Origin of the sequence: Neobacillus niacini (assembly GCF_000759675.1) — a bacterium.
In the GTDB taxonomy this organism is placed as follows: domain Bacteria; phylum Bacillota; class Bacilli; order Bacillales; family Cytobacillaceae; genus Neobacillus; species Neobacillus niacini_A.
Map to the genome: position 1 here is coordinate 1 of NZ_BAWM01000011.1, position 25,030 is coordinate 25,030.

Sequence of the window (25,030 nt, forward strand, 5' to 3'; positions counted from 1 at the left end):
AGGAAAACCGAAAAGACCAGATTTAAACGAAGCTTAAACAAAATTCAAGAAGTACTTCGTACTATCAGACATTGGCCAATAAAACACCAAGCTGAAAAGATAAATCAAATTCTTAGGGGTCATTATAATTACTACGGAATGGCTGGTAATCTTAGGTCAATAACTAAAATCTATAAAATTACGGAACGATACTGGAAGAAAATGTTGAGTAGTAGAAGTCAAAAGAGCTATGTAACATGGGAAAAGTTTAATTATATTAAATTGATATTCCCTCTAGAGCGTCCTAAACTCTCAATTCCATTTTCTGAATTGAAAATGTACGCAAAACTGTGAAGCAATTTCTGAAGAGCCCGGTGCGGGAAATCCGCACGCCGGGTTCTGTGGGGGTTTGAGTCGCCAATCAGGCGACCTTTCTACCCGGAGGGTGGAGTCCAATTTACCGCAAGGTAGAAAGGCTCCCTTCTACTCGACTACTTTAAGATCAGGTTGCTGCGGCAGCCTTTTTCTTATTGTGCTAACGAAGCAGGTTTGTTTAACAAGCCTAATAAGAATATAATTATGATAGAAATAAAAGAACAACTTAAGTGGGTACAGTGAGGGTATGTAAGATGATTTCATTTTTTTTAACTTTAAAAAGATTACTGGTGGCTGTTTTTCGAATCATGAAAGAACCATTATTTAGATCACTTCTTGCAACTTTAGCACTCATAATACTTTCAGGCACAATGTTTTATAAAGGAGTAGAAGGTTGGACTTTATTTGATTCGTTTTACTTTGCTTTTACTAGTTTGATACCAACTAGTGTAAGCACAGGTTTGATACCACAAACGGATTTAAGTAAGTGGTTTACTATGATTTATCTAGTTGTCGGAATGGGTGTTATGCTAATGGTGTTAATTAGGGTTGGTCTTGCAGTTGCAGATTTTGAAAGGTTGGAAGAAAAAAGAGGGAATAAAAAGTAATAAAGGTTTTTTTCTAAATGGTGAAATAAAAAAGGCTAAGCCTTCAATGTTAGTTTTTTTCAACTATTACATTTCAATAAGAATGTGAATTTGCACTTAAAGTAAAGGGTAGCGATGCTTTTAGAAAGCATCGTTTTTTTTGTTGTTCAACTAAATAAGCAGTTTAGTTTAATAAGTCGAAATGATAAAATCAAATAAATAAGGGCGGATTGAGGGGCGATACAAATGGATAACTGGAGAAATAATACGATTTGGTTTGAACAAATACCAGATAATCTAAAAGCTTACTTAAACTTAAAAGAAGATAAATTAAATGAGATGCAGCTTGAAAACATTGAATATTTAACTCTTTGGCATCATAAAAAGAATAAGATGGGCAACTTTGTTGGTATTCCTGAAAATCTCCTCTATCTAGAATTAATCTGGTCCAATATACAAGATTTCCTTGGGATAGAAAAAATGAATAAATTAAAGCGTTTAGAAGTACATTATTGTACTAAATTACAAAACGATTTTGGTTTGTCTAGCTTAGCGGAAACACTAGAACATTTACATATTAAACAATCAAAGAAATTTGTACCAAATGAAGAATTATTCTCTCTGAAAAATCTTCGGGTCCTATGCCTTAATTCTTGCGGTAATCTTGAGAATTTGAATTTTTTAAATCAATTTCCTAACCTTATTGACTTTAGATTTGTTGATACTAATGTGTTAGATGGTGACTTATCACCAATTTTAGACCATCCAACAATCCGAAGTGTAGGCTTTCTGGATAAGAGGCATTACAATATTACCGAAGATAAGATGGATGCTTTGTTAAATGATAAAAACGGTGGAGAAGAATTACAAACTGTTATCAAGTATGGAAAATATGAGACTTTTAGATATATTTACTAACTAATTGTTATTGAACGGGTGCTTTACTTTAATAAGGAGTAAGGCCTTTTTTTATTCAAGTAACGAAGCAGGTTGGTTTAACAAGAAATGGTACAATAAAAGGAATAAAATCTCTTTTGGAGGCTTTAAATGTTCGATAAATTTTGTTCAACATTTGATGTAAAATTCAAAGATTTTGATACAGAACTTAAAGAAAGTCACCTAGCTATATTGAATCAGTCGTTCGGTGCAGTAACATTTATGAAGGCGTTTCAAGGTCAAACTTTTAAAGAAGGCTTGTATAGTGTACATAAAACAAATGAACTAGATAAGTGGAATAACATCGTATTTGAAACATTTCCATCCTATACAAATAAAATTTTCTGCTTTTCTTACGATTGGCTAGGAAGACACTTTGCATTAGATTTTACAAGGAGAATTGAGGGTGAACCGATGATATTGATGCTTGAACCTGGTACTGGTGAAGCACTTGAAATTCCTTCAACTTTTCTCTCTTTCCACGAAGAGGAACTTGTTAAATACCCAGATGCAGCTTTAGCAATTGATTTTTTTATGAATGGAAAAAAGAAAATAGCCAGTCCTTAGTACATAGCAATTGTGTTGGATACAAGGTGCTTTTGTTTTTAGGTGGTGAAGATAAGACAAGCAACTTAGAGGTATCAGATATGGAAGTTTATTGGGGCATTTTTGGGCAATTGAAGAAGCAACTTTTTTAATTTCTTATTCAAGTAACGGGTGCTTTTGTTGAACAAGAAGTAAAAGGGTGATACATAATATAAAACGATTATGTACCAACCATTTTTTATATGATTTCAGAAGAAGCAATAGTATTAAGTTTCTGACCAACATAAATCAAATTGATTTTTTGGATTTGTGAGTTAGCCTTTGAGAGTTCTTGCAAGGTTAAACCATTCTCCTCTGCAATTTCACTCATTGTGTCCCCAACTTCAACTGTATACGCAAAAGTCGGATTGCCAATTAGTAATAACGTCGCTAATGTCATAGTTCCAATTAGTTTCTTAATAGGTTTTGCACGCTCCTAAATGTATTTGATTCATTCTGTTTATCTCTGAATCTTATACATTTATATCTGGCAAAACAGAAATGTAAATTTGATTAATGTTACAGTTTGATTACATAAAAAGACTAGCATAAGTGGACTTACACCCGTCAAGTAAACAGTTCTAAAAAAGACTATGCAGCCATCGTGATCCGATATTCAACAGGAGCACGGTGGTTTAGTCGTTTTTGGAATCTTTTATAATTGTAGTCATACATAAATGTCTCTATTGCTTGTATTAATTCTTCCTCTGTTTTAGTTTACCTCAAGGTTCTAAATTCCCCAAAAGGGGTACACTTCTATATCGCAGAATGTAAAGTTCCTGACCCAAGGAAAAATATAATTAGTTATGATGATTTGAAAGCTTCTAGAAGTGTTCATTACGTTTTTCCTACTAAATCATTAAAGTATTCTAAGAAGTGAAGATTAGCTGAACACAGAAAAAAGTAAAACTCAGTAAACCTTGAGAAATAGGTTTACTGAGTAGTCGGTAATATAAAAATGAGGAGTAATAATTGATCCGTTTACATTGATAAAATTGGTCACACTTTGGTAACATACTAAAAATAATTAATGATAAAGAGAAGTAATTAAATAACATTTATTAGACCATAAACCCTTTAAAATCAAGGATTCAGAATCACTAATGAAAACTAAAAATCACTTTAAATAACACCTTCCCAATAACTTCAAAACTGCTTGAGATCTGCGTACCAGGTCTGGTGGTTTCGATTCCCACGCAGTCCCGCCAACCAAACTAAGTGATATCAAGTGTTTAAGCTGTTTTTTGTATGTATATTATAAACAGTTTATACTGTGATTTACGAGTGAAATGTCACCAGTATTTTTTCTAAAAATTAGGAAGTAATAGTGCGACTGATTTTAGGGGTACTATTGTGTCAAATACACCAAATTATGAATGAAAGGGTGGATTTTTTTATGCAAACAGTTAGGAAAACTCAACGAAAAGGATCAAGAAGTACACAGAATATTAACCGCTTTAAAAAACAGAACAAAAGATGACCTTGTTTGAAATGTTTGAGTGATTTATGACTATTAAGCAGACATAGGGTTTAGCAAATACAACAATCCAAGGTTATTATGAACACTTTCATTATCTCAATGATTACTTAGGTGGGGATGTCACTAACGATGAGGTGATAACTGAATTGTATCGAGATTATATTGGCTATATGCTTAATGATCAGGTTTTTCCCAAAACCCCCTCACCAGGTAAAAGTTCCCCTGCTAACATCCTTGCCGCCCTTTCCTGCTCTGGTAGGGTTTGTGCCACACGCTTGAATTCTCCGGTTGATATCCCCATATTTTTTTTGAAAAATCTAGTAAAATATCTCTTGTCCATGCCGAGATCTTCAGCTATCTCACTTAGAGTAATATGTTTATTGCGTTCAATTAAATCAACTGCATGTAAAATACGTAGATTTTGTAAGTATTGGTTTAGGGTGACGCCATAGAATTGACGAGAGAGCCGATTAATATGTTGATGCGAGTAGCCTGAAGATTTTATCACTTCTGATAATTGAAGAGGTTGTGTGTAATGTTCTCTTAAAATATTAGTAACATGATCGAGAATTGCTTTACAAGGGATAGCGTCATTTACTTTTGGAGTTTGACGGGAAAAAGAAGTTGTCTGCTTTCTTAATTCTAATAGAAATGAATAGAGTAACTTAGAAATTTCCCATAGTTCCTCGGTGCTATTAGTCTTAGCTAAAAGCCAAATTTGTTCAACTAATTTCCATAGTTGCTCAAAATGATTAAAAAGTAATAGCTCACCATTATGAAAGTTCATACTAGTAAGCATAGTTGAAACAGATGCTCCTCGAAAAGAGATCCAACCAACAATCCAAGGTTCTTCTGTTATCGGAAAATATTCGTGTGGGACTCCTTCATAAATGATCAATGCCTGATTTTTTTTTACAACTAGGTCATTATTCTCGTTAATACGAAATCTCCCACTACCACTAAGAGTTATGAAAACTTGAGTTGCAGAAAAACCTACAGGTCGGTGGGTCGCTCTCTGATGGTCGGAACCTACGGAATAAACTTGTAACGGGATCAAATCCATAGAAGTAACAAAACGCATTGGTAATTCTTTCATGAGAAATCGTCCTTTCATGTTCAAATTGTCCAATTTTATGTTCAATATAGCCTCTTGATGCTTAGATTAGATAAATACTATAATAATATTCATAATAATACAAATTTTACAAATAGCCAAGGTAATCTCCACTTTAGTTAACGTGTTCAAATTGTCCAATCTTATGTTCATTTTTGCCTTTTGTTGCATAGACAAGATTAATAATATTCAATTTTTCACTTATTACCGAGGTGATCTCGAATTATTGAACAATTCTTTGAAAACGCATACAAAAGTGGTTGGCATTTTCTTCTATTAAAGGGGTGATTAGGTAGTCTGATATTCGAGTAGTAAGTAATTATTACATTTAAATAGGGGGACATGGAAATGTTAAGAAAAGAATTCAGCTTTCTTTTAGTGTTATCATTTGTTTTTTTGATGGTTGGCTGCAGTAGTACCTCGCAGTCTAGTTCAGGTGGAAAGGATAGTGATGGAAAGGTAACGGTTACCCTTTGGTATTGGAATCGTTCGCTCGATGATAATTTATTGGCAAAAGCAAAGGAACAATTTCCAAACATAAACCTCGTAGCTCAAAAAATTGATGGTAATTCATATGAAACAAAGGTAGATGCAGCATTAGCTGCAGGTGGATCTGGGGCACCTGATATTGTTGGAATGAACGGGGCTGCTAGGTACATTCCACATGCTGATCAATTTGTAAATTTACTTGATCTAGGTGCTAGTGACATAAAAAACCAATATTTAGACTGGAAATGGAATTATGCAGTAACACCAGATAATAAAAAGTTAATCGCATTACCAATTGATATTGGCCCAACTGCTTTATTCTATAGAGAAGATATTTTTAAGAAGGCAGGGTTACCTACAGACCCAGCAGAAGTTTCTGCTCAACTTACTACTTGGGAAGATTACATAGAAGCTGGTGAAAAAGTAAAAGCTGCAACAGGAGTTAAGATGTTCGATAGTATTAATAGGGTATTTACTCAATATTTAGGCCAAAGTGACAGCGTCTACTTTGATAAATCTGAAAAATTTATTGGTGATGGTGGAAATGTCAAAAAGGCCTGGGATATTGCATGGAAAGTAAATGAAAAGGGCTTAAGTGCCAATTTAGTAGATGGAACAGAATGGAATGCATCAATGAATAACGGAGAAATTGCCTCATTTATAGGTGCTGTATGGATGAAAAAAGTCTTGGAGGATGCTGCACCGGATACTGCAGGTAAATGGCGTATCGCTCGTGCACCAGGCGGAGATGGGAATCACGGAGGGTCTTTCTTGGGGATACCAAAAAGTTCAAAACATCCGAAGGAAGCTTACAAGGTTATTAGCTGGTTGATGAACCCAAAAAATCAACTACAATCATATAAAACAATGGATTTATTTCCATCTACACCTAGTGTTTACAGTGATCCAATAATGAGTAGTAAAGAAGAGTTTTTTGGAAATCAAAATACGACCGAAATCTTTAGTCAAGCAGCCAAAAATGTAAAACCACTTTATTTTGGTGCTAATTACGATACCGTTAATTCATTGTTCTCAGATCAATTAACGAATGTTGCAAATCAAAATCTTGATTCTGAAAAGGCTTGGAACGACGTTCAAAAACAGGTTGAAAAAAAACTTTCACGTTAATCAAAACTAAAAAAGTATAGTACTAGGTGAAGTGGCTATTAATGTCTGAACCTAGTACTTTCCTTGACCATATGTAAATTGAGGAGGTACTAAATGAATGCTACTAATACCCAAGAAGTAACAAATAACGTCCAGTATATGAAACCAGTTGGTAAAGGAAGTTTATGGCGTAAAGTCTATAAAAATCGAGCTCTCTATCTTTTTATATCACCTTTCTACATCTTATTTTTAATCTTTGGGTTGTTCCCGATTTTCTTTTCGTTGTATTTGTCTTTCCATAAATGGTCTGGACTAGGAAAGATGGAGTTTGTTGGTCTTAAGCAGTTTACATATTTATTAACAGATACAACCTTTTGGCAGTCTGTAGGAAATACATTTGCCATATGGTTCCTATCAACAATCCCAATGCTGTTCGGAGCATTAGTTATTGCCTTTCTACTTAATACACCATTGTTGAAATTCAAAGGATTTTATCGTACAGCATTTTTTGTGACGAATGTTACATCAATTGTAGCAGTTACGATTATTTTTAAATCGATCTTTGGAAACCACTTTGGACTTCTAAACTATGTATTTACGATGATTGGCTTAAATCCAGTTGAATGGTTAAACTCAGGCATATTAATTAAAGTTGTTATTGCATCTATGGTGATTTGGCGATGGACAGGCTATAACGCAATTATTTATTTAGCTGGATTACAAAGCATCCCAAACACTTTATATGAGGCAGCGAAAATAGATGGTGCTAATCTTGTTCAAATGTTTTTTCATATTACAATTCCACTCTTAAGACCTATTATTCTATTTACAGTTTTAATGACTACGATTGGTTCGATGCAGCTATTTACCGAACCACAGGTTTTACTCGGAAATTCTGGTGGTGTAGGTGGTGCAGGTGTAACAATTACGATGTATATGTATAAACAGGCATTTGTTGACAATCAATATGGATATGCATCGGCTGTATCTTGGGTACTATTTGGCATAATTGCTCTGTTTTCATTACTTAATTGGAAAATCGTTCAAAAAACTGGAGCAAAGTAAAGTTAGAGAGGTGATTATGAATGAATGGAAAGTTTTCAAGACTCAAAAATATAGCATTACACTTCCTATTATTGATAGGAGTATTTATTTCAATTTTTCCATTTTATTGGTTAATAGTTATGTCTACGAATAAGACAAGCGACATATTAAAGTTCCCACCTAAGTTAATCTTTGGGAATGAGTTTTTTACGAATATCAATAATGTTCTGCAAAATGTAGATTTTTTTAAATCCTTTTTAAACACATTATTTGTATCTACTACATCAGCTGTCGCCATTTTATTCTTTTGTTCACTCGCAGGGTTTACATTTGCAAAGTTTCAGTTTCCAGGGAAAAAGATTCTCTTTACCTTACTATTGATTACGATGATGATTCCATCACAACTTTCGTTTGTTCCATCATACATTATGATTTCAAAGATGGGTTGGGTAAACACGTTTCCAGCTCTCATAATCCCTGGCTTAGCAAATGCATTTGGAATATTTTGGATGAAACAATATTCTGAAGAAGCGATTCACGATAGCCTGCTAGATGCCGGCAGATTAGATGGGTGTAATCATTTTAGACTTTATTGGAACATAGGCTTACCGATTTTAAGACCTGCTTTTGCTTTCTTAGGAATATTCTCGTTTATAAGTGTATGGAATGATTATTTATGGCCGTTAGTTGTTTTAAATGATCCAGCTAAATACACATTACAAGTAACATTATCTCAACTAAATGGAATTTACAACACAGACTACGGATTAGTAATGGCGGGTACGTTATTAGCTACTCTTCCATTAATAATAATATTTATGTTTGTCAGTCGCCAGTTTATTTCAGGGATTGCAGCAGGTGCGATAAAAGATTAGGGGTTACTCTTTTGCTTCACTAGGAAGGAGGAAGCACAGAATTCGAAGAAAATGGTTTGATGGATTTTATCATTAATTAGGAGGAGATTCTTTTGACTTTAAAAGTCGGTTTTATCGGTACTGGTGGTATAGCAAAGGCGCATTTAAATAATTTAGCGAAAATTCAGGAAGCAGATGTAACAGCATTTTTTGATATTAATTTCGAGAAAGCCCAAAAGGAGGCTCAAGCATGGACGAGTGCAAAAGCTTACACCGATGTAAATGAAATGTTAGATGATCGTCAGCTTGATGCAGTTTACATATGTGTCCCGCCAATGGCACATGGAGAAGCGGAGAACGCAGTGATTGAAAGAGGGATCCCATTTCTTGTTGAAAAGCCACTTGGAATTGACAATCGACCGACAGAAATTCTTAAAAAGATCGAACAAAAAAAGATTATTACCTCTGTAGGTTTTCATTGGCGATATCAGGAAGCAACAAGAAGGGCACTTGATTTACTAAATGAACGAAAACTAGGAATGTCGTTAGGATATTGGATGGGTGGTATGCCTATGGTACCATGGTGGAGAGTTCTAACTGAATCAGGTGGTCAGTTCGTTGAACAAACCACTCATATTGTTGATTTATTGCGATATCTTAGTGGTGAGGTCGTTGAAGTTTTTGCTGCATACAGTCAGCGAGTTATGCATGAAAAGGTAGAAGGTACAACAGTTGCTGATGTTGGGACTGTAACAATGAAATTAGAAAATGGCAGTATTGCCACGATCTCTAATACGTGTATATCTCCGGTAGGGCATAAAGTTGGTCTAGATTTATATACAGATCAGGGAATACTCGAAATCAGCAGTGCAGGTCTGAAAGATATCAAAGCTGATACTGTAACAGAGTATAAAGAAACAGTTAGTCCATATTTTGTAGAAGATGAAGTCTTCATTAACGCAGTTCTTACAGGAGATTCTTCAAAGATTTTATCTGATTATCGAGATGCGCTGATTACTCATAATGTAACGTTAGCAGCAAATAAGTCTGCGGAAATTGGAAAACCAATTAATTTGAAGGAGTTGTCACATACATGAAATACTCTCTTTGCATAGGAGCTTACAAAGGAAAAGATGTTATTTATCATCTTGAAAAAATAAAAGAACATGGATTTAACGGTCTAGAGTATTATGGCTGGTGGGATTTAAATATTAAAGAGGTTGCTAAGGAACAAGAACGAATTGGGGTAGGAATTATTGCTACTTGCACAAAATTCTTTAATTTAGTAGATGAAACGAGACGCGCAGAATATATAGATGGCCTGAAGCAAACAATCCAGGCTTGTAATATACTAGGAACAAAGTCGATTATTACTCAAACAGGAAATGTAATCGATGGTATTCCTCGTAAAACACAACAACAAGCGATGGTTGAAACCTTAAAGCAGTGCGCACCTCTTTGTGAAAAAGCTGGAATTATCTTAGAAGTTGAACCACTAAATGGTTTAGTTGACCATAAAGGACACTTTCTTCAATATTCGGATGAGGCAGTTTCCGTCATAGATCAAGTAAATAGTCCAAATGTAAAGCTGGTATTTGACGTTTATCATCAACAAATCTCAGAAGGCAATGTCATCCGAAATGCAAAAAACTATATTGATAGAATTAGTCATTATCATATCGCTGATAATCCTGGTAGAAATCAGCCAGGTACAGGTGAGTTGAACTATATCAACATCTTAAATGCCATAAAAGAAACAGGTTTTGATGGATATGTAGGTCTAGAATGTGGGTATACAATTGATACAGACGAAGCATTAGTGGAGTTTAAACAAACTATTTTAAGAAATGTGGAGACATTGACAGTATAGATGTTTCGATTGACAGCTAAAAACCTATACACATAAATTGTTTTTTACAACCAAGCCTTACCATATGCGAAAAAAAATTCTAATTTGAATAAGGAGTTATTCACTTATGATAAATGTCGCCTTGTTAAGTAAATGGCATGTACATGCGGATGATTATGCTCATCAAGCGAAGCAAAATGAAAACATAACGATTAAAGTAGTTTGGGATGAAATTGCTGAACGCGGAAATGAGTGGGCCCAAAAGCTTAGAGTCCCTTTTGAAAAAGATTTAGTAAAGGTGTTAGAAGATCCCGAAATAGATGCTGTAATTATAGATGCACCTACAAATCTTCATAAGGAAATTATTATACTTGCTGCAAAACATAAAAAACATATTTTCACAGAAAAAGTGTTAGCGATTACGTATGGGGATTGTGAAAATATTTTTTCTGTTATAAAGGAAAACGGAGTTAAGTTAATGGTCTCTTTACCTCGTTTAACGGAAAATTATTATTTGTATGCTCAAGATGTACTTGATAAAGGATTGCTTGGAAAACTTACTTCTATTCGTTGTCGATTGTCACATAATGGTGCTGTTCCTTATGAAGGACATCCAAATGGATGGCTGCCAAAACACTTTTTTAATAAAGAGGTGTGTGGCGGCGGTGCCTTAATTGACCTTGGAGCACACCCGATTTATTTAACAAATCGTTTAGCAGGATCTGCAAAGGCTGTGACTGCAAGATTACAAAAAACGTTAGGATATGACGTAGATGATAATGCAGTTGTCATTGTTGAATATGAATCAGGTGTACTTGGGACACTTGAAACTGGTTTTCTATCAAATGGCTCTCCTTTCCAACTTGAATTATATGGAACAGAAGGGACTTTGCTAATTGAGGATCAAAATATTCGTTTGAAAAGTAAAAAATTAGGGGAAGGTTGGAAAGTTCCTGAGCAATTACCTGAACCACTGGCAATGCCACTTAATCAATGGGTATCTGACATTCTTGAAAATACTAAACCAACTCTTGATGAAAATGATTTTCTTACCTTAACATTAATAAATCAAGCTGCTAGTTTATCAAATGAACAAGGTCGAAGAATTGAAATAGCTCAATTAACCACAGCTAGTGTAGAAGTTTAATTCGAACCCAACCCCATAAAATAAGAGCGGTGATGTTAAACAGAGCCGATCGTAATCAATGAAATTTTGGAGGTATGCTAATGAGTATTATTGGCTTGCAATTGTTTTCGGTATGGCAAGATGCTGAAAAAGACTTTTTGGGAACGGTCCAAAAAGTTGCTGACCTTGGATATGGTGCAATTCAATTTGCAGGTTTTTTTCAAACGCCTGCTCAAGAAGTGAAACGGGTAATGGACTCAAATGGTATGAAAACTGCTGGGGCACATGTTGGAATCAATCAACTCTTGGGTGATGAATTATTAAAAACGTTTGACTATCATCACACACTTGAAAACAATTTACTCATATGTCCGGGTCTCCCAAAAGAAATGAGATTGTCAGAAGATGATTATAAGAAGGCAGCTGAAACATTGAATCATATTGGTGAAACGTGCAAAAGCTCTGGCTTTCTATTTGGTTATCACAACCATGATTTTGAGTTTGACAGAATAGGAGACAAGACAGTATTTGATCTACTTTTTGAAAATACTAATCCAGAACATGTAAAAGTTGAACTAGATTGTTATTGGGCAGCCTTTGCTAACCAGGATCCTTTTGTCATCATTGAAAAATATAAAGACCGAGTTGTGTCCTTGCATATGAAAGATTTGAAAATTGTAAACGGTAAAAAAATGGGAACAGAAATTGGTAATGGTCAAATAGATTTTGAAGCACTGATTAAATTAGGAAATGAATTTAATATTGAGTGGTTTACTGTTGAGCAAGAAGAGTTTGAGCGTGATCCTTATGAAAGTCTTGCTAATAATGTAAATATCCTAAATAACTTTATAAATAAGAGGACTGTAAAGTGACATCTATTCCAAGGAATATCCAAGACCAAACTTTACTCGAAAAACATGGACGAACCTAAACGATCAATGGAGTTTTGCCTTTGATGACGATGTTAGATGAGTAAAAGAAAAATGATATAAACATAATCAATTTTCAAACGAAATTACTGTTCCATTAACATGGGAAGAATCAAGCTACGAATTTTTAGGCACGGTCTTGGTTCTGCCAGCTGCGAACCCGATGTGCTTAAGCAATATAAGCTGAAAAATGAAAATTTCCATTTTCAAATTCGTTTAAAGGCGTATTCTAAAGATCAAATTTCTCCAATGGAGATTAGTAAAGTTGAAATCGAAGAGGAGAGAATGAGTCTAGTATATGAATAATTCTCCAGAAATATAAAGGTTATTACTATAAGGGGTACCTCCACATGCCCATCAATCTTGGCAAATGATTACGCCAAGATCTTTAACCTTTATTTTCTGTGAGTTTGATAAATCAAGCAAGAAAAAAGTTAAAGGATACTTAATCCCTACTAACAAAAGAGTTCTATTTTTAAGAAAGAATCTTAATTTTATAGATAAATTCCGTTACCAAACTATCATTAATGTTAATTGGTTTAAAGACGGTTTATTAGAAAGAGGTCTTCGGATCCAGTACGGCAAAAGAAAATTAGAATTTGATGAGATGTTCAATCAAGAACAAATGAAAAAGGTGGTAACATTATTTTAAACAAATCAACAATAAAAGCTACCTAATAGTAATAGCTAGGCTCTGAGCCTAGCTATTTTTTATTGTTTTGGTAAGGAAAGTTTTGAATTATCAATAAAAATGGTAGTTCAGTTATATTTGCGTAATAGAGCTGTCATTAATGATGATTTTTTATTTTGCAACCAAGCAGGTGAATATAGATGAATTAAAGTAGATGTTAAATATTGTGAATAGTAAACAATGTAATAAGGGAGTTGAAATAGGTGAGTAAATCAAGAAGAGAGCTTTGATATTGATGTGTTATCTCCTGATGGGAAATGGCATGTGTTTTTACTATAATAAAACCGTAAAAGATGAACTAAGACTGGAACAGTGATTTACCGTAAACTGTGTAGGACATCGATTCGACGCTGATTGTGCGAATTATTACGGAACTTCATAACAATATATAAAATTTAACTAAGTAGAAAAAGAACAACCTTTTTGCCACCTGCTTATATTATACAATATAAACCCTGTGGGGTATTTTTGTATTGTTGTGAATTTATGAACCTTTTAAGAAAAACAATACTAAAGGCTCGGTATAATCTCGCAATCAAGTAAAAACTAGTTTAGAGGGACTATAGGAAGTTCAATATACTGTTTTCTTTACTAGACTTACAGGTGAAGCAGTGTTGTTCATCTTCACAGGAGTTGAAAGTACCCCCACAATTCTTACATATTTTTTTAACAATAGGGTAACTGTAGATTTTAGTCTTGCCTATCTCTGAATCAATTTTTATAGAGTTATGCCTGCACACATTAGAGCAGAGAGTACATCCTACACATTTTCCATTATCGATTGTAAGATGGTCTCCATCAATTAGGAATACTCCAGCAGGACATAAGCGAAAACAGGTCTCGCATAAAGTGCAAGACTCTTTATCTAAAAGAATAGAGTAAAAGGACCAGCCTTCAAACATCTTTGCCCGGTTAAAATTACTTTGATTGAAGCGCCATTTTATTGGGGTGGCAGATGAAAGAACTATTTTTTTACTATCAGATGAAAGCTTATTAAAGAAGTCTCTCCTTGACAGTTTTTTTTCAGTGGAGTGCGCATTTTCAACAAATTCACCTATAATAATTGGTTCCATTTCCATTTGATTTAGTATTTCATTTGTACCCGCTATAATCTGTTCAAGGTTCTCCTCTAATGTAGTTTTTGAAATTTTTCGGACTCCATTTTTATATAAATATAGCAATTCATTTTCTGTTGGCAGTGCCCCCTCATCGAGATATAAAATATCTTCTAAAACCTTCCTAGTAGGAGATTGACCTTCAATTGCTTGAACTGGACAATTAGTTAGACAGCTGCTGCAGCCGTTACAGAGTTGAGAGTTAATTTCTAAACCATTCTTTACATAGGTAATTGCTTGTGTCTTACAAGTATCAAAACACACTGTACAGGTGCTATAGGGACTAATTTTTCTTAGGCATTGGTTGGTAGCATTCAATTCGTAGCTAAGACTTTCAAGCCAATTGGCTAAAAGCGACATCTTTTGTCACCCTCTTATCGTAATCTTCCTTTATTTTACCTCTATCGATCTGAAATACATTCAAGTTCTCTAAATTACCAAAGAAATATAACAAATTGTTCATATATAAAAGTTGTCAAACCTCTTTTTAACAGGCTCTTTAGCTGCTTTATTACTGTAAATGCACACAAATTATTTTATTAGTTAGTAAACATAGGGGAAATCCCTCATCACTTTTAAGCTTAAAATTCACTGTTTGTTTATTGTTTCACAATGTTTCTTTCCCTATAGTTATGATGTAGTAATTATTCTTATGATGAATAAGAGGGGTGGAACATTGAATACAAACATAGATCAAGGGCAAGCAGTTTCCCAGCTTTTATATATCATGGCGGACCTTTACAAATATCCTGACATTGAGATCTGGGAGGATATTAGTAGTTACAGACTATTTAATGAACTAAAAGTATGTGAATCCATAATAACTGAAGCTGATAGTCTAATAGAAATTACGGAATTACCGAAAGATTTACAGTATTTGCAAGAAATCTATTTAGAGAGTCTAGGGGGAAAGGTTCTCCCGGTTGAATCGATTTATAAAGAATGGACGGCTGATCGAATCTGTCATCTCCCATTTGCGAGGAGCAAGGGATATTTGTTTGGTGACTCTGCACTGCATATCCATTATATATTAGAGAAATTTGATATTGAAATACCTGAGGAATATAGGAATATGCCGGATCATATAAGTATCCTTCTTGAACTATTAGGATACTTTATCTCACATGGTAATAAGGAATTAGCATTTCAGTTTTTGGCTGATCACTTTGATTGGCTTGGTGATTTTGAAGATAGATTAAGAGAACAGTCAGGAAATCAGTTTTATCTACAGGTTACCAGGTATCTTGAGTATATCCTAGATACTCTGAAGAGATTACCGGCAAATAAATAGTTTCTAAATATGAAATATACAAAGGAGGGCAAGGCGGAATGCTTGATTCAAAAATATCACGGAGAAGCTTTATAAAAGCATCTACAGCAACAGCGGTATTAGCAACAGCTGGTACAGCCAGTTTTAATGAGTGGTCCAATCAATATGTAAAAGCAAGTGAATCTACGGAAATTAAAGAAATACCAAGCACCTGCAATGGCTGTTCAAGTAAGTGTGGAATTATCGGACATGTAAAAAATGGGCGTCTATGGAAATTATCTGGTCACCCAGATCATCCTTATTCAAAGGGAAAACTTTGTGCTAGAGGTCATGGTTATGCAACCCTAGTGTATTCGCAAGATCGGATAACTGAGCCATTAAAAAGGGTTGGGGAGGGAAAATTCGAACCAATCTCTTGGGAGCAGGCATACAAAGAAATCGCTGAAAGACTCAATAAAATTATTGAAGAGCATGGACCTCGTGCTATTTCTTTAACAGAAGACCCACGAGCAACTGGTAAATTTTATTCACCTAGATTTATTCAAGCACTTGGATCCCCTAATTACTATACTCACCATGTAGTATGTTCTAACTCGCGTGATGCAGGATTTCTACATACGTTAGGGACAACTGCTACAAGTGCAGATATTAGTTCATCAAAATACATTATGTTTATTGGCAGGAGTTATGGGGATGCTATCCGTCCTAGTTCTGTTCAATCCCTTGCTGAAGCAAAAGATAGTGGGGCAAAGATTGTTATTGTTGATCCTCGTTTAAATAATACGGGTAATCTTGCAACAGAATGGCTTGCCATTCGTCCAGGTACAGATCTTGCCCTAGTCCTTGCTATGTCACATGTGTTGGTAAAAGAGAACCTGCATGATATCGAGTTCCTTAACAATTATTCCATTGGTTTTGAGGAATACGCAAACGAACTTGATAAATATACACCTGTATGGGCAGAAGAATTAACAGGAATAAGTGCCGATGTCATTACAAGAATTGCTATTGATATGGGGAAAGCCAAACCGAAATCATTAATCGAACAGTCATGGCGCGGGGCTTTCGGTTGTAACTATGAAAATAGTACAGAAACGGGCCGTGCGGTTGCCTTATTTAATGCAATGCTTGGTAACCTGCAGCAAAAGGGAGGCAGCATTTTTGGAGGGAAACCTAAGTTAGGTAATCTTGATTCGAAGAAACATCCTAATCCACAGGAGCCAGATTTTAAGAAAGCAGGATACGAGGAGTTCCCGCTTGCTTATTACAATAACGGTGTGGCTACCATTGTGGCTAAGGAGGCAATGGAAGGAAAGATGAAAGCGGCCATTTTTTATCATTCCAATGCCGCACTTGGATATGGAAATCCAAAGTACATGAAGGAAGCTTTATCAAAATTAGATCTCGTTGTGGCGATTGATGTTCAAATGTCTGAAACAGCTTTATTAGCAGATTATATCCTGCCAGATGTTTCTTATATTGAAAGAGATGAGTTAATTGAAGAGCTTTCTGGTAAGACACCAGGAATTGCGCTTCGCCAGAAGATTGTGGATAAGGTCCATCCAAAAACAAAACCAATTGATGTAATCTATAAAGAATTAGCTGAAGCTTGTGGAGTGGGCCAGTATTTTAATTTCACCCTTGATGAATTGAATGAAGCGATGTTGGCACCTACAGGAGTTACTTATAAAGAACTTCGAAAAAAAGGAACCATCATGTTCCCGGATAAAGCAATCGAGCTTGGAGTAATGCCTGAATTAAAAACTCCAAGTAAAAAGGTAGAGTTTTATAGTGATAAGTTTAAAGAGGCAGGGTTCTCACCTGTAGTTAAATGGGTAGAACCGAAAGTAAGTCCGAAGCAAGATTCTTTCCGACTCATTACTGGGAAGCAAGCGATTCACAGCCATACACAAACCGCTAATATTCCGATTTTAATGCAAATCACAAAGGATTATGATTTAGAAAGAATTTGGATGAATCCTGCTCGAGCAAGAGAACTAGGTATTAAGGACGGTGACCTTGTAGAGGTGAAATCCAGCGAGGCAACCAGTACGGTTCATGTAAAAGTGACAGAAAAAGTCCATCCAGAAGCTATTTTTGTACCAAGTCATTACGGAATTACATCCAATTATCAAAAGACGGCTAAGGGCGTGGGATTTGGCTATATGGAGCATGTGCCATTTGATTTTGAAGCATGGAGCGGTTCTGGAAATATTCAGGAGGTCATAGTTAAGGTTAGGAAGGTGAAGGGCTGATGGCACGTTATGGAATGATGATTGATACGAGAAAATGCGTCGGCTGCTATGCCTGTCGAGTTAGCTGTCAAATGCAAAATGAACTTCCGGTAGAGGTAAGTTTTATCAAATTTCATGAAAAAGAGACAGGGGTTTTTCCAAATGTAAAAAATGAAATAATCCCCGTTCAATGTCAACATTGTGAGGATGCACCGTGTGAAAGTGTTTGTCCTACGAAAGCAACATATACTACTGAAGACGGTATTGTTCTAGTGGATGCGGAAAAATGTATAGGATGTAAATACTGTATGGTTGCTTGCCCATATCAGGCAAGAACCCAGGACCATTTAACTGGAGTAGTAGAGAAGTGCCGATTCTGTGCGGAGTTGGTAGCTGACGGTAAGCAGCCGGCTTGCGTTACCACTTGTATAAGTAACGCAAGGATATTTGGTGACTTGGATGACCCTAACAGCGAAGTATCTAAAGCAATTATCAAACATAATGCACAACCATTAAGACCAGATCTAGGTAAATCGAAAATTTATTATGTGAGGTGAGGAGAATGGTTTGGGGAACAATCATAGCCGCATATTTATTCTTAGCGGGTTTAAGTGCAGGAGCATTTTTAACTTCATCTTTTGTGTCCCGCAAATATCCAAATGCCGTTACTATGAGGGTTACGGGAAGATTAATAAGTCCTGTATTGATGGGAATTGGATTACTTTTGTTAATTGTGGATGCGGAAGCGGGGCTTAAAAATCCGTTAAGGTTCATTTACTTATTTACAAATTTCAATTCTGTTATGACAATTGGTACTTACTTTATTAGTATATTTATGATGGCTGCCGCTTATATAGCATTAATGGAGCTTTTAAAGAAAAAGGCAAATAAAATAGTCGAATATGTCGGTATCGTTTTTGCCGTAGCAACAGCCATGTATACTGGTTTTTTAATTGGGGTTATTGCGACTGTACCACTTTGGAATACAGCCATTCTACCGATTCTATTTGTAGTTTCAGCACTTTCAACTGGTATCGCAGGAACTATACTAGTATCTTCGTTTTTCAATAAACATGAGGTACACCAGGTGTTGTCGGTTAAAAAGATTCACTTATCATTATTGGCTACAGAGGCATTCCTTATTTTTACGATGTTTTTAATTACATCAACGTCAAACGAAGCAGCTGCTGAGTCTGTTTCTTCCTTACTATCAGGGGAGTTTAGTTTATTATTCTGGATAGGTCTTATTGCGGTAGGATTACTGCTGCCAATAATCGTTGAATCATTGGAGTTGTTAAACTCTAGGAAAATGGAACATTCAGAAGCTGGTATCCAAGTTTCAGCAGCTGGAACTCACGATATTGCTGGTACCCTTGTTACCGAATCATCCGTACTAGTTGGAGGATTTATTCTTCGATTCCTGCTGTTATCAGCAGCAGTACCAATTGCCTTTTTATAAAATGTGTACAGAAGTTTGGACAGAAAATGTTCAGGCTTCTTTTATTTAAATTGATGTGTGTTAAGGAAACTTGTTTTTAACAACCATTAACAAAAGAATTCACTTAATGTTACTTATTCAATAGGAAGTATAGTAGTAAAAACAAGATACAATAGAGATGACAATAATGCTTTGCAGGGGGAAATAGTAATGAATATTCTATCAACCACTTTCGACGAAATTATTAATCATCTCTCAGAAGGTATCATCATCATGGACAAAAATAGAATAATTCAGTACATGAATGAAGTAGCACGTGCATTGACTGGATGGAACATGGGTGCGAAGGTTCCATATTGTACCTATTGCCAGCAAAGGGAAATAGATAAAAATGAAAACCGCTGTATTTTAACAGCTGATGATCCGGTTCCATTTTTTCATTCCCATATGGCGGTTTATTCTGGTATAGAAGAAGAATTTGAGATGTCACTTAAAAAAATAAAAGTTAATAATGATATATATTTTATTCTTCGATTAAAACGTCCAGTTGATAATGAAAGTTTGGAAAAAATTAAATTTCATGAACTCCTAGTTCAAGAAACGATGTTGGCACAAGAATATGAGCGCAGGAAAATTGCTCGAGAACTCCATGATCATATCGGGCAAAGTGTATACAGTATTTTTCTTGGACTAGAAGGAATTAGACACTTAGTTACCAATAGTAACTACGATAGTCATCTTGCTAACATGGTAAATGTTATGGAGCGCACTTTATCAGATATTAAGCGCTTAACCAAAAACTTAAGACCAGAAATTGTATATCACTTAGGTTTAAAGGAGGCAGTTTTAGAAGCTGTTCGTGACTGGGAAGAGCTCTATCAAGTAGAGATACAAGTTAATATCGAATTCAATAAAGAGGAATGTTTTGAGCTTGAAAGAGAACTTCATCTTTTTCGTATTCTTCAAGAAGCAGTACGCAATGCCATTTGTCATGGCCATGCTTCTAAGTTAACGATACAATTAAAGTCATCCTTTCAGTATGTATTTTTTGTTATACAGGATAATGGGAAAGGTTTTGATGTTCAGACAAATAATCCCAAGAAAGGGCTAGGTCTTAGGCATATGTTTGAAAGGTGCTTGATGATGGGAGGAGATATCAGGTGGATAAGCAAGATAGGCGGTCCTACTAAGGTAGAGGGGTTTGTATCCATCAAGAAAAGTGAAGGAGAGGACGTATTTGAACCTTTTAATTGTTGATGACCATGAGATTGTTCGTGACGGTCTTTCCATGATATTACAGCAAGCTTATTGTATAGATGCAACAGAATTTGCATCCGATGGTTATGAAGCTATTAGAATTGCCGAATCATTTCCTGCTGATTTGGTGTTACTTGACGTGTCTATGTCTGGTGGTTTAGATGGATTATTAACGCTTGAAAAAATGCGTAAACAGCTACCTGACGCAAAGATTGTTATTTTTTCTATGTTTGAGGATATAAGCTTTCAGAAAAGAGCATATGAAAATGGGGCTGATGGTTATTTAATTAAACAGTTAAGACGCGATGCTCTGGTTCAATCACTCGATCAAATCCTTGCTAATCATAAAGTATTTAATAGCAGTTTGCTTGGAACTGCTACAACCTCTCAAAATCTCGACCTACCGATTACAAAGCGTGAAAAAGAAGTGTTTATTCTTACTGTTATGGGATATACACTAAAGGATATTGCTAATAAATTAGCAATATCTCATAGGACAGTCGAAAATTACCGCCAAAAAATTGGTGAAAAGTTGGAAACACAGAAGAGGCATGAATGGATAGAGATTGCTAGGAACTATCATCTACTTTAGAGGTAACTAAGTCAAATAGAATACTTACCATAGACACAAAAGTAACACCCCTCACTATATGATGAGGGGTGTTATTCATTAAAACTCTGTTTTTAATAGAAATTGACTTATTGATTAGTTGAAAGTAGATATATTTTCTATTACTCAATTTCATAAGGCCAGTTATTCATACCGCCGGTCATGTTATAAATATTAGTAAATTTATTATTTATTAATATTTCACCTGCTTGAGTAGAGCGATTTCCGCTGCGGCAAACCACTAGATAATGTTCTTCTTTTCCTAATTCATTCAATCTGAACTCTAATTTTTGTACTGGTACCAATATTGAATTAGGGATGTGGCCTTCTTCAAACTCTTCAGGGGTTCGAACATCCAATACAACTACTTCCTTGTTGTCAATTAATTGCTTGGCTTCCTCTGCAGTTACATTGCTATATCCTTCAGAACTAACTCCGCATGAGGTAAGGAGCATTACAAAAATTAATGCTAAAAAGTACGATAATCGTTTCATTTTATTACCACCTTGTAAAAATCCCATACAATTATAAAACTAGTATTAATTCGCTGTTTTTTCAGCAGCGTTTGAAATAATATTGGCTATTTCATCACCAAAAGAATCTAATTGAATAGACTCAATAATTTCTCCGTTATTATTATAAATAGCAAAACCTCTTAAAGATTTAGGTCCCTCTGGGTCTTTAAGTCCTGCTTCTTCAATCTCTTTCAGGTATTTATCAGATAATATAGGAAACTCGAGACCTAGTTCGGCTTTCAACTTTTTATGCTTCTCTACTGGATCTGCACTTAAGGCGTATATATCTCCTTTAAAACCAGCAAATAAGTCCTTATTACTCTGCAGCTGGACCAGCTGCGATTTACAGTAGTCTCAGCCAACTCCTGTGAAGAAAAAGACTAATGTTGGTTTTTCTTTGTTATCTAAACTTACAGTATTTCCTTGTTCATCTTTTAAAGCACTTTTCTCCACATTAAGGGTACATCCAGCCCCTATGATGACTAACATCAATAAGGAAAGGATAAGTACGAAATGTTTCTTTTTGTGCATTGAGCAGTTTACCTCCTTCATTAGTCGTTGTACTAATTATACCTCATAGGGTAAGTGTGTTTTTAAACTAATTATGAATAAAAAACAAACTTTCTATAGGAAAAACCGCCTAGATAGGATGAAATTTATTTGTCATAAAAACTTCATGCATCTACCTTAAAAACTCAGACCCCAAGAGCAATGAGATTAATGCAATTACAGTTGAAGAGGCTGAATGTTTATTCAGCAAATTTTATTTAGGGGGTATACTTTTTATTTTACTGAATTAATCGACTTGTTTACTGAACTTTATGTGCTCTTTTTATCGTAATAAAAAAATGGGTGAATGTTAAAAGTTATTAAAATCTTCGAATCCTTGAATTTCAATATGAGTGAATAGTGGTGAGTAATTAAATTAAAAATTATGAAAATTACTATTGCGCTTATTTTTTACCTCTGATATATTATATTTAAGTAAAAAATCACTAAATTATGGATTTTATTTACTGAAAATAGAAGAAGAGGTAATCATATTGGTAACTTTAAATGAAATTGCCCAAAAGGCACAGATATCAAAAACGACCGTATCAAGAGTGTTAAATGACGATAAAACTTTATCTGTTACAGAGGAGACTCGGAAAAAAATCCTTCAAGCTGCGGAAGAGTTAGATTACATACCTAAAAGGCAACGAAATATAGAAAAAAAGATAAACGATTCTAAGAATTACGAAAAAATTGGACTATTGATGTATCTTTCACAGGAATCAGAATATGATGATCCTTATTTTTCGGCCATCCGTAATGGAATTGAAAAAAGGATGTTTGAATTGGGAATTGATATATCAAAAATATTGAGACCTCCTTTTAATAAAAAGGATCTCGAAGGATTGGATGGATTAATAGTAGTTGGAGTTATAGGTCAAGGAGAGGTAGAAAATCAAGTAAAGCAAGTGAAACATTTAGTGTTTGTCGATGTATCTCCTAATGAACAACTTTATGATTCAGTTGTGATAGATTTTGAAAAAGCCACTTCGAATGTTATTCAATACTTATTGGATTTAGGACACAAGAAAATCGGTTATATTGGTGGGCAATCATATACCATTGGTGGATTATCAGGGGAATTAGAGATACGAGATATACGAAAAAGAACATATGAAAAAGTGCTAACTGACCGGGGGCTATACAACCCGGAATATACTTATATAGGAAAATGGACAACGAAGGATGGTTTAATGCTAATGGAGGAAGTGATCAAGTCTGGGAATCTCCCTACCGCCTTTTTCATTGGAAGTGATCCTATGGCCATTGGTGCGATGAAAGCTTTATCAGATGCAGGATTAAAAGTACCTGATGATGTCGCCATCTTTGGATTTGATGGGATTGAATTATGTGAATTTGTTTCTCCTCCATTATCCACTGTTAAAGTTCATACTGAGGAAATGGGGAAAGCAGCAGTAAATCTTCTAGTCGAACGTATGAATGGGAGAAAACTTCCATTAAAAGTAGTTGTCCCGACTAGTTTGATCATTAGAAAAAGTTGTGGAGGTGAGGGAAACTAAAAATTTTAAGGAAAGATGATACCGCTTTCTTATAGCGGGATATCAAGAATGATTAAGAAAAAACAAAATGATTCTTATTAAAAAGTGATAGGGGGATTTTATGTTGAAAAAAAGATTGTCGTTATTATTAATTCTGGCTCTTTCTATAGCAATGGTGCTTTCTGCTTGCGGGAACAGTGAGAAATCTTCTAGTCAAGGTAAAAGTGGAGAGAAAGTATTACGCTTTGCTACATGGGATACTGGAGAGAGTCTCAAATACCAACAAGATATTGCTAAGAAGTTTGAAATGGCGAATCCAGGAGTGAAAGTGCAAGTTGAAGCATATGCTGACGGGTTTGAGGATAAGCTGGCTGCTTCTTTCGGAGCAAAAAATCCCCCTGATGTCATGTATATGTGGAATTATCCAGATTACTATAAATCTCTGGAGCCACTTGATGACTACGTAAATAAAGACAGTAGTTTTAAAACTACTTTTGATGATTTTTATACAAATATTCTAAACTATCACAAATTCAAAAATGCAACCTATGGATTTCCAGTTGGGTTTACCACTCGCGTCATTTACTACAATAAAAAACTTTTCCAAGAAGCAGGGGTACCTCTTCCGACTTCAGGTTGGACTTGGGAGCAGTTCAGTGATGCAGCGAAAAAGTTATCCAATCCTGAAAAGAAACAATATGGGTTTGTTCTCTCTTCCAAAAATAATTCATATGCATTCCAAGAATTTGTATGGAGTAATGGTAGTAGTTTCATTAGTCCTGATGGCAAAAAGGTAGATGGATATATGAATAGTTCAAAAACACAAGAAATCCTTAAAGACTTTCAACATATGATTGATGAAAATAGTGCTATTGTGTCTGATAAAGTCACTGAAAGTTTCAAATCAGGGAAAATCGCTATGATCGAGAACGGCATTTGGCCTTTAGAAGATTTTAATAAGGCTGGCATGGATTTTGGAACTGCAGAAATTCCATCCTTTCATGGACAACCTTCAAAAGGTGTTATCCATTCTGCAGGAATTGCAATGGCCAAAGACTCTAAAGAAAAAGACATGGCTTGGAAATTTATCAAATATTTTGTATCAGCAGAAGCAGCAAAAATGAGAAAGGCTGATATGCCAGTACTTAAGAGTGTGGTTTCCGAACAAAATTATAAAAATGATCAGTTATTAAGTCCATTCTATTCTATGCTTGAAAGATCATCAGATACTCCAGGCTTTTTACTTACAAGCAAATGGACAGAAGTTGACAAAAACCTAGATTTTGCCATTAGTAGTGTATTATTAGGGCAAAGTTCATCAGAAAAAGCCTTGGATGAAGCGGTTAAATTAACAGAGCCTGCATTGAAAAAATAGTTTAAGAGAAAGAAGGGGAT

26 protein-coding genes and 2 pseudogenes are annotated in these 25,030 nt (G+C 35.1%); 21 read left to right on the forward strand and 7 right to left on the reverse strand.

Annotated elements, in window-relative coordinates; genetic code table 11:
- From TR08_RS05250 to TR08_RS33845, 5 genes are all read left to right on the forward strand, one after another.
- Window positions 1-333: group II intron maturase-specific domain-containing protein (locus tag TR08_RS05250; protein ID WP_045516351.1), on the forward strand; the 333-nt coding region annotated here is incomplete at its 5' end.
- Window positions 334-608: 275 nt separating this feature from the next.
- Window positions 609-962: a potassium channel family protein gene (locus TR08_RS05255; protein WP_045516353.1), complete on the forward strand. Its 354-nt coding sequence runs from the start codon at window positions 609-611 to the stop codon at window positions 960-962.
- Between the two features lie 225 nt (window positions 963-1,187).
- Window positions 1,188-1,859, forward strand: coding sequence for a hypothetical protein (locus TR08_RS05260; protein WP_045516355.1), 672 nt, complete (start codon window positions 1,188-1,190; stop codon window positions 1,857-1,859).
- Window positions 1,860-1,988: 129 nt separating this feature from the next.
- Window positions 1,989-2,444 (forward strand): hypothetical protein, encoded by a 456-nt coding sequence (locus TR08_RS30165; RefSeq protein WP_052427346.1) that lies wholly within the window; start codon window positions 1,989-1,991, stop codon window positions 2,442-2,444.
- A 26-nt stretch (window positions 2,445-2,470) separates the two neighbouring features.
- A complete protein-coding gene (locus TR08_RS33845) occupies window positions 2,471-2,575 on the forward strand; it encodes a hypothetical protein (RefSeq protein ID WP_081954354.1) in 105 nt (34 codons plus the stop codon).
- A gap of 86 nt (window positions 2,576-2,661) precedes the next feature.
- Here the strand turns inward: TR08_RS33845 and TR08_RS05270 are convergent, their stop codons facing one another.
- The 3 genes and pseudogenes from TR08_RS05270 to TR08_RS30170 all read right to left on the reverse strand — a co-directional run bounded on the left by TR08_RS05270 (window position 2,662) and on the right by TR08_RS30170 (window position 5,038).
- Window positions 2,662-2,793 carry a LysM peptidoglycan-binding domain-containing protein gene (locus TR08_RS05270; RefSeq protein WP_238579087.1) on the reverse strand — a complete coding sequence of 44 codons (132 nt, stop codon included), beginning with the start codon at window positions 2,791-2,793 and terminating at the stop codon, window positions 2,662-2,664.
- 260 nt (window positions 2,794-3,053) lie between these two features.
- Window positions 3,054-3,164: pseudogene (locus TR08_RS33850) on the reverse strand (IS3 family transposase); the annotation flags it as partial.
- Between the two features lie 959 nt (window positions 3,165-4,123).
- Window positions 4,124-5,038 carry an AraC family transcriptional regulator gene (locus tag TR08_RS30170; RefSeq protein WP_193747681.1) on the reverse strand — a complete coding sequence of 305 codons (915 nt, stop codon included), beginning with the start codon at window positions 5,036-5,038 and terminating at the stop codon, window positions 4,124-4,126.
- 366 nt (window positions 5,039-5,404) lie between these two features.
- Here TR08_RS30170 and TR08_RS05280 point away from each other — a divergent pair, with 366 nt between their 5' ends.
- From TR08_RS05280 to TR08_RS33855, 8 genes are all read left to right on the forward strand, one after another.
- Window positions 5,405-6,673: an ABC transporter substrate-binding protein gene (locus tag TR08_RS05280; RefSeq protein ID WP_045516356.1), complete on the forward strand. Its 1,269-nt coding sequence runs from the start codon at window positions 5,405-5,407 to the stop codon at window positions 6,671-6,673.
- A gap of 138 nt (window positions 6,674-6,811) precedes the next feature.
- Window positions 6,812-7,717: a carbohydrate ABC transporter permease gene (locus TR08_RS05285; protein WP_045516444.1), complete on the forward strand. Its 906-nt coding sequence runs from the start codon at window positions 6,812-6,814 to the stop codon at window positions 7,715-7,717.
- A 20-nt stretch (window positions 7,718-7,737) separates the two neighbouring features.
- Window positions 7,738-8,571 carry a carbohydrate ABC transporter permease gene (locus TR08_RS05290; protein ID WP_045516358.1) on the forward strand — a complete coding sequence of 278 codons (834 nt, stop codon included), beginning with the start codon at window positions 7,738-7,740 and terminating at the stop codon, window positions 8,569-8,571.
- 92 nt (window positions 8,572-8,663) lie between these two features.
- Complete coding sequence (locus tag TR08_RS05295; protein WP_045516360.1) at window positions 8,664-9,647, forward strand: Gfo/Idh/MocA family protein; 984 nt, start codon at window positions 8,664-8,666, stop codon at window positions 9,645-9,647.
- Entirely contained in the window at window positions 9,644-10,420 is a 777-nt protein-coding gene (locus TR08_RS05300) for a hydroxypyruvate isomerase family protein (RefSeq protein WP_045516362.1), read from the forward strand. Before TR08_RS05295 ends, TR08_RS05300 begins: the two co-directional genes overlap by 4 nt.
- A 106-nt stretch (window positions 10,421-10,526) precedes the next feature.
- The gene (locus TR08_RS05305; RefSeq protein ID WP_045516364.1) at window positions 10,527-11,546 is read left to right on the forward strand and encodes a Gfo/Idh/MocA family protein; all 1,020 of its coding nucleotides are present in this window, start codon (window positions 10,527-10,529) and stop codon (window positions 11,544-11,546) included.
- Window positions 11,547-11,626: 80 nt separating this feature from the next.
- On the forward strand, window positions 11,627-12,397 hold the full coding sequence (locus TR08_RS05310) for a sugar phosphate isomerase/epimerase family protein (protein WP_045516366.1): 771 nt from the start codon (window positions 11,627-11,629) through the stop codon (window positions 12,395-12,397).
- A gap of 427 nt (window positions 12,398-12,824) precedes the next feature.
- Entirely contained in the window at window positions 12,825-13,106 is a 282-nt protein-coding gene (locus tag TR08_RS33855; protein WP_045516367.1) for a PH domain-containing protein, read from the forward strand.
- A 599-nt stretch (window positions 13,107-13,705) separates the two neighbouring features.
- On the opposite strand, the gene TR08_RS05320 is transcribed toward TR08_RS33855, so the two are convergent.
- Complete coding sequence (locus TR08_RS05320; protein WP_045516369.1) at window positions 13,706-14,620, reverse strand: 4Fe-4S binding protein; 915 nt, start codon at window positions 14,618-14,620, stop codon at window positions 13,706-13,708.
- Between the two features lie 316 nt (window positions 14,621-14,936).
- On the opposite strand from TR08_RS05320, the gene TR08_RS30175 reads away from it, so the two are divergent.
- From TR08_RS30175 to TR08_RS05350, 6 genes are all read left to right on the forward strand, one after another.
- Window positions 14,937-15,551 carry a TorD/DmsD family molecular chaperone gene (locus TR08_RS30175; protein ID WP_052427349.1) on the forward strand — a complete coding sequence of 205 codons (615 nt, stop codon included), beginning with the start codon at window positions 14,937-14,939 and terminating at the stop codon, window positions 15,549-15,551.
- Between the two features lie 38 nt (window positions 15,552-15,589).
- A complete protein-coding gene (locus TR08_RS05330; protein ID WP_045516370.1) occupies window positions 15,590-17,785 on the forward strand; it encodes a molybdopterin-dependent oxidoreductase in 2,196 nt (731 codons plus the stop codon).
- Window positions 17,785-18,321 (forward strand): 4Fe-4S dicluster domain-containing protein, encoded by a 537-nt coding sequence (locus TR08_RS05335; protein WP_045516371.1) that lies wholly within the window; start codon window positions 17,785-17,787, stop codon window positions 18,319-18,321. The genes TR08_RS05330 and TR08_RS05335 overlap by 1 nt, the downstream gene beginning before the upstream one ends.
- 5 nt (window positions 18,322-18,326) lie before the next feature.
- On the forward strand, window positions 18,327-19,223 hold the full coding sequence (gene nrfD, locus TR08_RS05340; RefSeq protein ID WP_045516372.1) for an NrfD/PsrC family molybdoenzyme membrane anchor subunit: 897 nt from the start codon (window positions 18,327-18,329) through the stop codon (window positions 19,221-19,223).
- A gap of 189 nt (window positions 19,224-19,412) precedes the next feature.
- Window positions 19,413-20,459 (forward strand): sensor histidine kinase, encoded by a 1,047-nt coding sequence (locus tag TR08_RS05345; RefSeq protein WP_045516373.1) that lies wholly within the window; start codon window positions 19,413-19,415, stop codon window positions 20,457-20,459.
- The gene (locus TR08_RS05350; protein ID WP_045516375.1) at window positions 20,440-21,051 is read left to right on the forward strand and encodes a response regulator transcription factor; all 612 of its coding nucleotides are present in this window, start codon (window positions 20,440-20,442) and stop codon (window positions 21,049-21,051) included. Before TR08_RS05345 ends, TR08_RS05350 begins: the two co-directional genes overlap by 20 nt.
- Before the next feature lie 140 nt (window positions 21,052-21,191).
- Here the strand turns inward: TR08_RS05350 and TR08_RS05355 are convergent, their stop codons facing one another.
- The 3 genes and pseudogenes from TR08_RS05355 to TR08_RS32385 form a co-directional block, all read right to left on the reverse strand.
- Window positions 21,192-21,563, reverse strand: a complete 372-nt coding sequence (locus TR08_RS05355; RefSeq protein WP_045516376.1) for a rhodanese-like domain-containing protein — start codon at window positions 21,561-21,563, stop codon at window positions 21,192-21,194.
- Between the two features lie 45 nt (window positions 21,564-21,608).
- Window positions 21,609-21,923: pseudogene (locus TR08_RS05360) on the reverse strand (redoxin domain-containing protein); the annotation flags it as partial.
- A gap of 15 nt (window positions 21,924-21,938) precedes the next feature.
- On the reverse strand, window positions 21,939-22,115 hold the full coding sequence (locus tag TR08_RS32385; protein WP_193747682.1) for a hypothetical protein: 177 nt from the start codon (window positions 22,113-22,115) through the stop codon (window positions 21,939-21,941).
- A gap of 512 nt (window positions 22,116-22,627) precedes the next feature.
- Between TR08_RS32385 and TR08_RS05365 the strand changes: the two genes are divergently transcribed.
- Both TR08_RS05365 and TR08_RS05370 read left to right on the forward strand, forming a co-directional pair.
- On the forward strand, window positions 22,628-23,656 hold the full coding sequence (locus tag TR08_RS05365) for a LacI family DNA-binding transcriptional regulator (protein ID WP_045516379.1): 1,029 nt from the start codon (window positions 22,628-22,630) through the stop codon (window positions 23,654-23,656).
- Window positions 23,657-23,759: 103 nt separating this feature from the next.
- Window positions 23,760-25,010: an ABC transporter substrate-binding protein gene (locus tag TR08_RS05370; RefSeq protein ID WP_045516448.1), complete on the forward strand. Its 1,251-nt coding sequence runs from the start codon at window positions 23,760-23,762 to the stop codon at window positions 25,008-25,010.
- Window positions 25,011-25,030 lie beyond the last annotated feature (20 nt).

Excerpts from the sequence above, each read along its gene's own strand:
- TR08_RS05255 (WP_045516353.1), top strand. The coding sequence starts at position 609 with ATGATTTCATTTTTTTTAACTTTAAAAAGATTACTGGTGGCTGTTTTT.
- TR08_RS05260 (WP_045516355.1), top strand. The coding sequence starts at position 1,188 with ATGGATAACTGGAGAAATAATACGATTTGGTTTGAACAAATACCAGAT.
- TR08_RS30165 (WP_052427346.1), top strand. The coding sequence starts at position 1,989 with ATGTTCGATAAATTTTGTTCAACATTTGATGTAAAATTCAAAGATTTT.
- TR08_RS05270 (WP_238579087.1), bottom strand. The coding sequence starts at position 2,793 with ATGAGTGAAATTGCAGAGGAGAATGGTTTAACCTTGCAAGAACTCTCA.
- TR08_RS30170 (WP_193747681.1), bottom strand. The coding sequence starts at position 5,038 with ATGAAAGAATTACCAATGCGTTTTGTTACTTCTATGGATTTGATCCCG.
- TR08_RS05280 (WP_045516356.1), top strand. The coding sequence starts at position 5,405 with ATGTTAAGAAAAGAATTCAGCTTTCTTTTAGTGTTATCATTTGTTTTT.
- TR08_RS05285 (WP_045516444.1), top strand. The coding sequence starts at position 6,812 with ATGAAACCAGTTGGTAAAGGAAGTTTATGGCGTAAAGTCTATAAAAAT.
- TR08_RS05290 (WP_045516358.1), top strand. The coding sequence starts at position 7,738 with ATGAATGGAAAGTTTTCAAGACTCAAAAATATAGCATTACACTTCCTA.
- TR08_RS05300 (WP_045516362.1), top strand. The coding sequence starts at position 9,644 with ATGAAATACTCTCTTTGCATAGGAGCTTACAAAGGAAAAGATGTTATT.
- TR08_RS05305 (WP_045516364.1), top strand. The coding sequence starts at position 10,527 with ATGATAAATGTCGCCTTGTTAAGTAAATGGCATGTACATGCGGATGAT.
- TR08_RS05310 (WP_045516366.1), top strand. The coding sequence starts at position 11,627 with ATGAGTATTATTGGCTTGCAATTGTTTTCGGTATGGCAAGATGCTGAA.
- TR08_RS33855 (WP_045516367.1), top strand. The coding sequence starts at position 12,825 with ATGATTACGCCAAGATCTTTAACCTTTATTTTCTGTGAGTTTGATAAA.
- TR08_RS05320 (WP_045516369.1), bottom strand. The coding sequence starts at position 14,620 with ATGTCGCTTTTAGCCAATTGGCTTGAAAGTCTTAGCTACGAATTGAAT.
- TR08_RS05330 (WP_045516370.1), top strand. The coding sequence starts at position 15,590 with ATGCTTGATTCAAAAATATCACGGAGAAGCTTTATAAAAGCATCTACA.
- TR08_RS05335 (WP_045516371.1), top strand. The coding sequence starts at position 17,785 with ATGGCACGTTATGGAATGATGATTGATACGAGAAAATGCGTCGGCTGC.
- nrfD (WP_045516372.1), top strand. The coding sequence starts at position 18,327 with ATGGTTTGGGGAACAATCATAGCCGCATATTTATTCTTAGCGGGTTTA.
- TR08_RS05345 (WP_045516373.1), top strand. The coding sequence starts at position 19,413 with ATGAATATTCTATCAACCACTTTCGACGAAATTATTAATCATCTCTCA.
- TR08_RS05355 (WP_045516376.1), bottom strand. The coding sequence starts at position 21,563 with ATGAAACGATTATCGTACTTTTTAGCATTAATTTTTGTAATGCTCCTT.
- TR08_RS32385 (WP_193747682.1), bottom strand. The coding sequence starts at position 22,115 with ATGCACAAAAAGAAACATTTCGTACTTATCCTTTCCTTATTGATGTTA.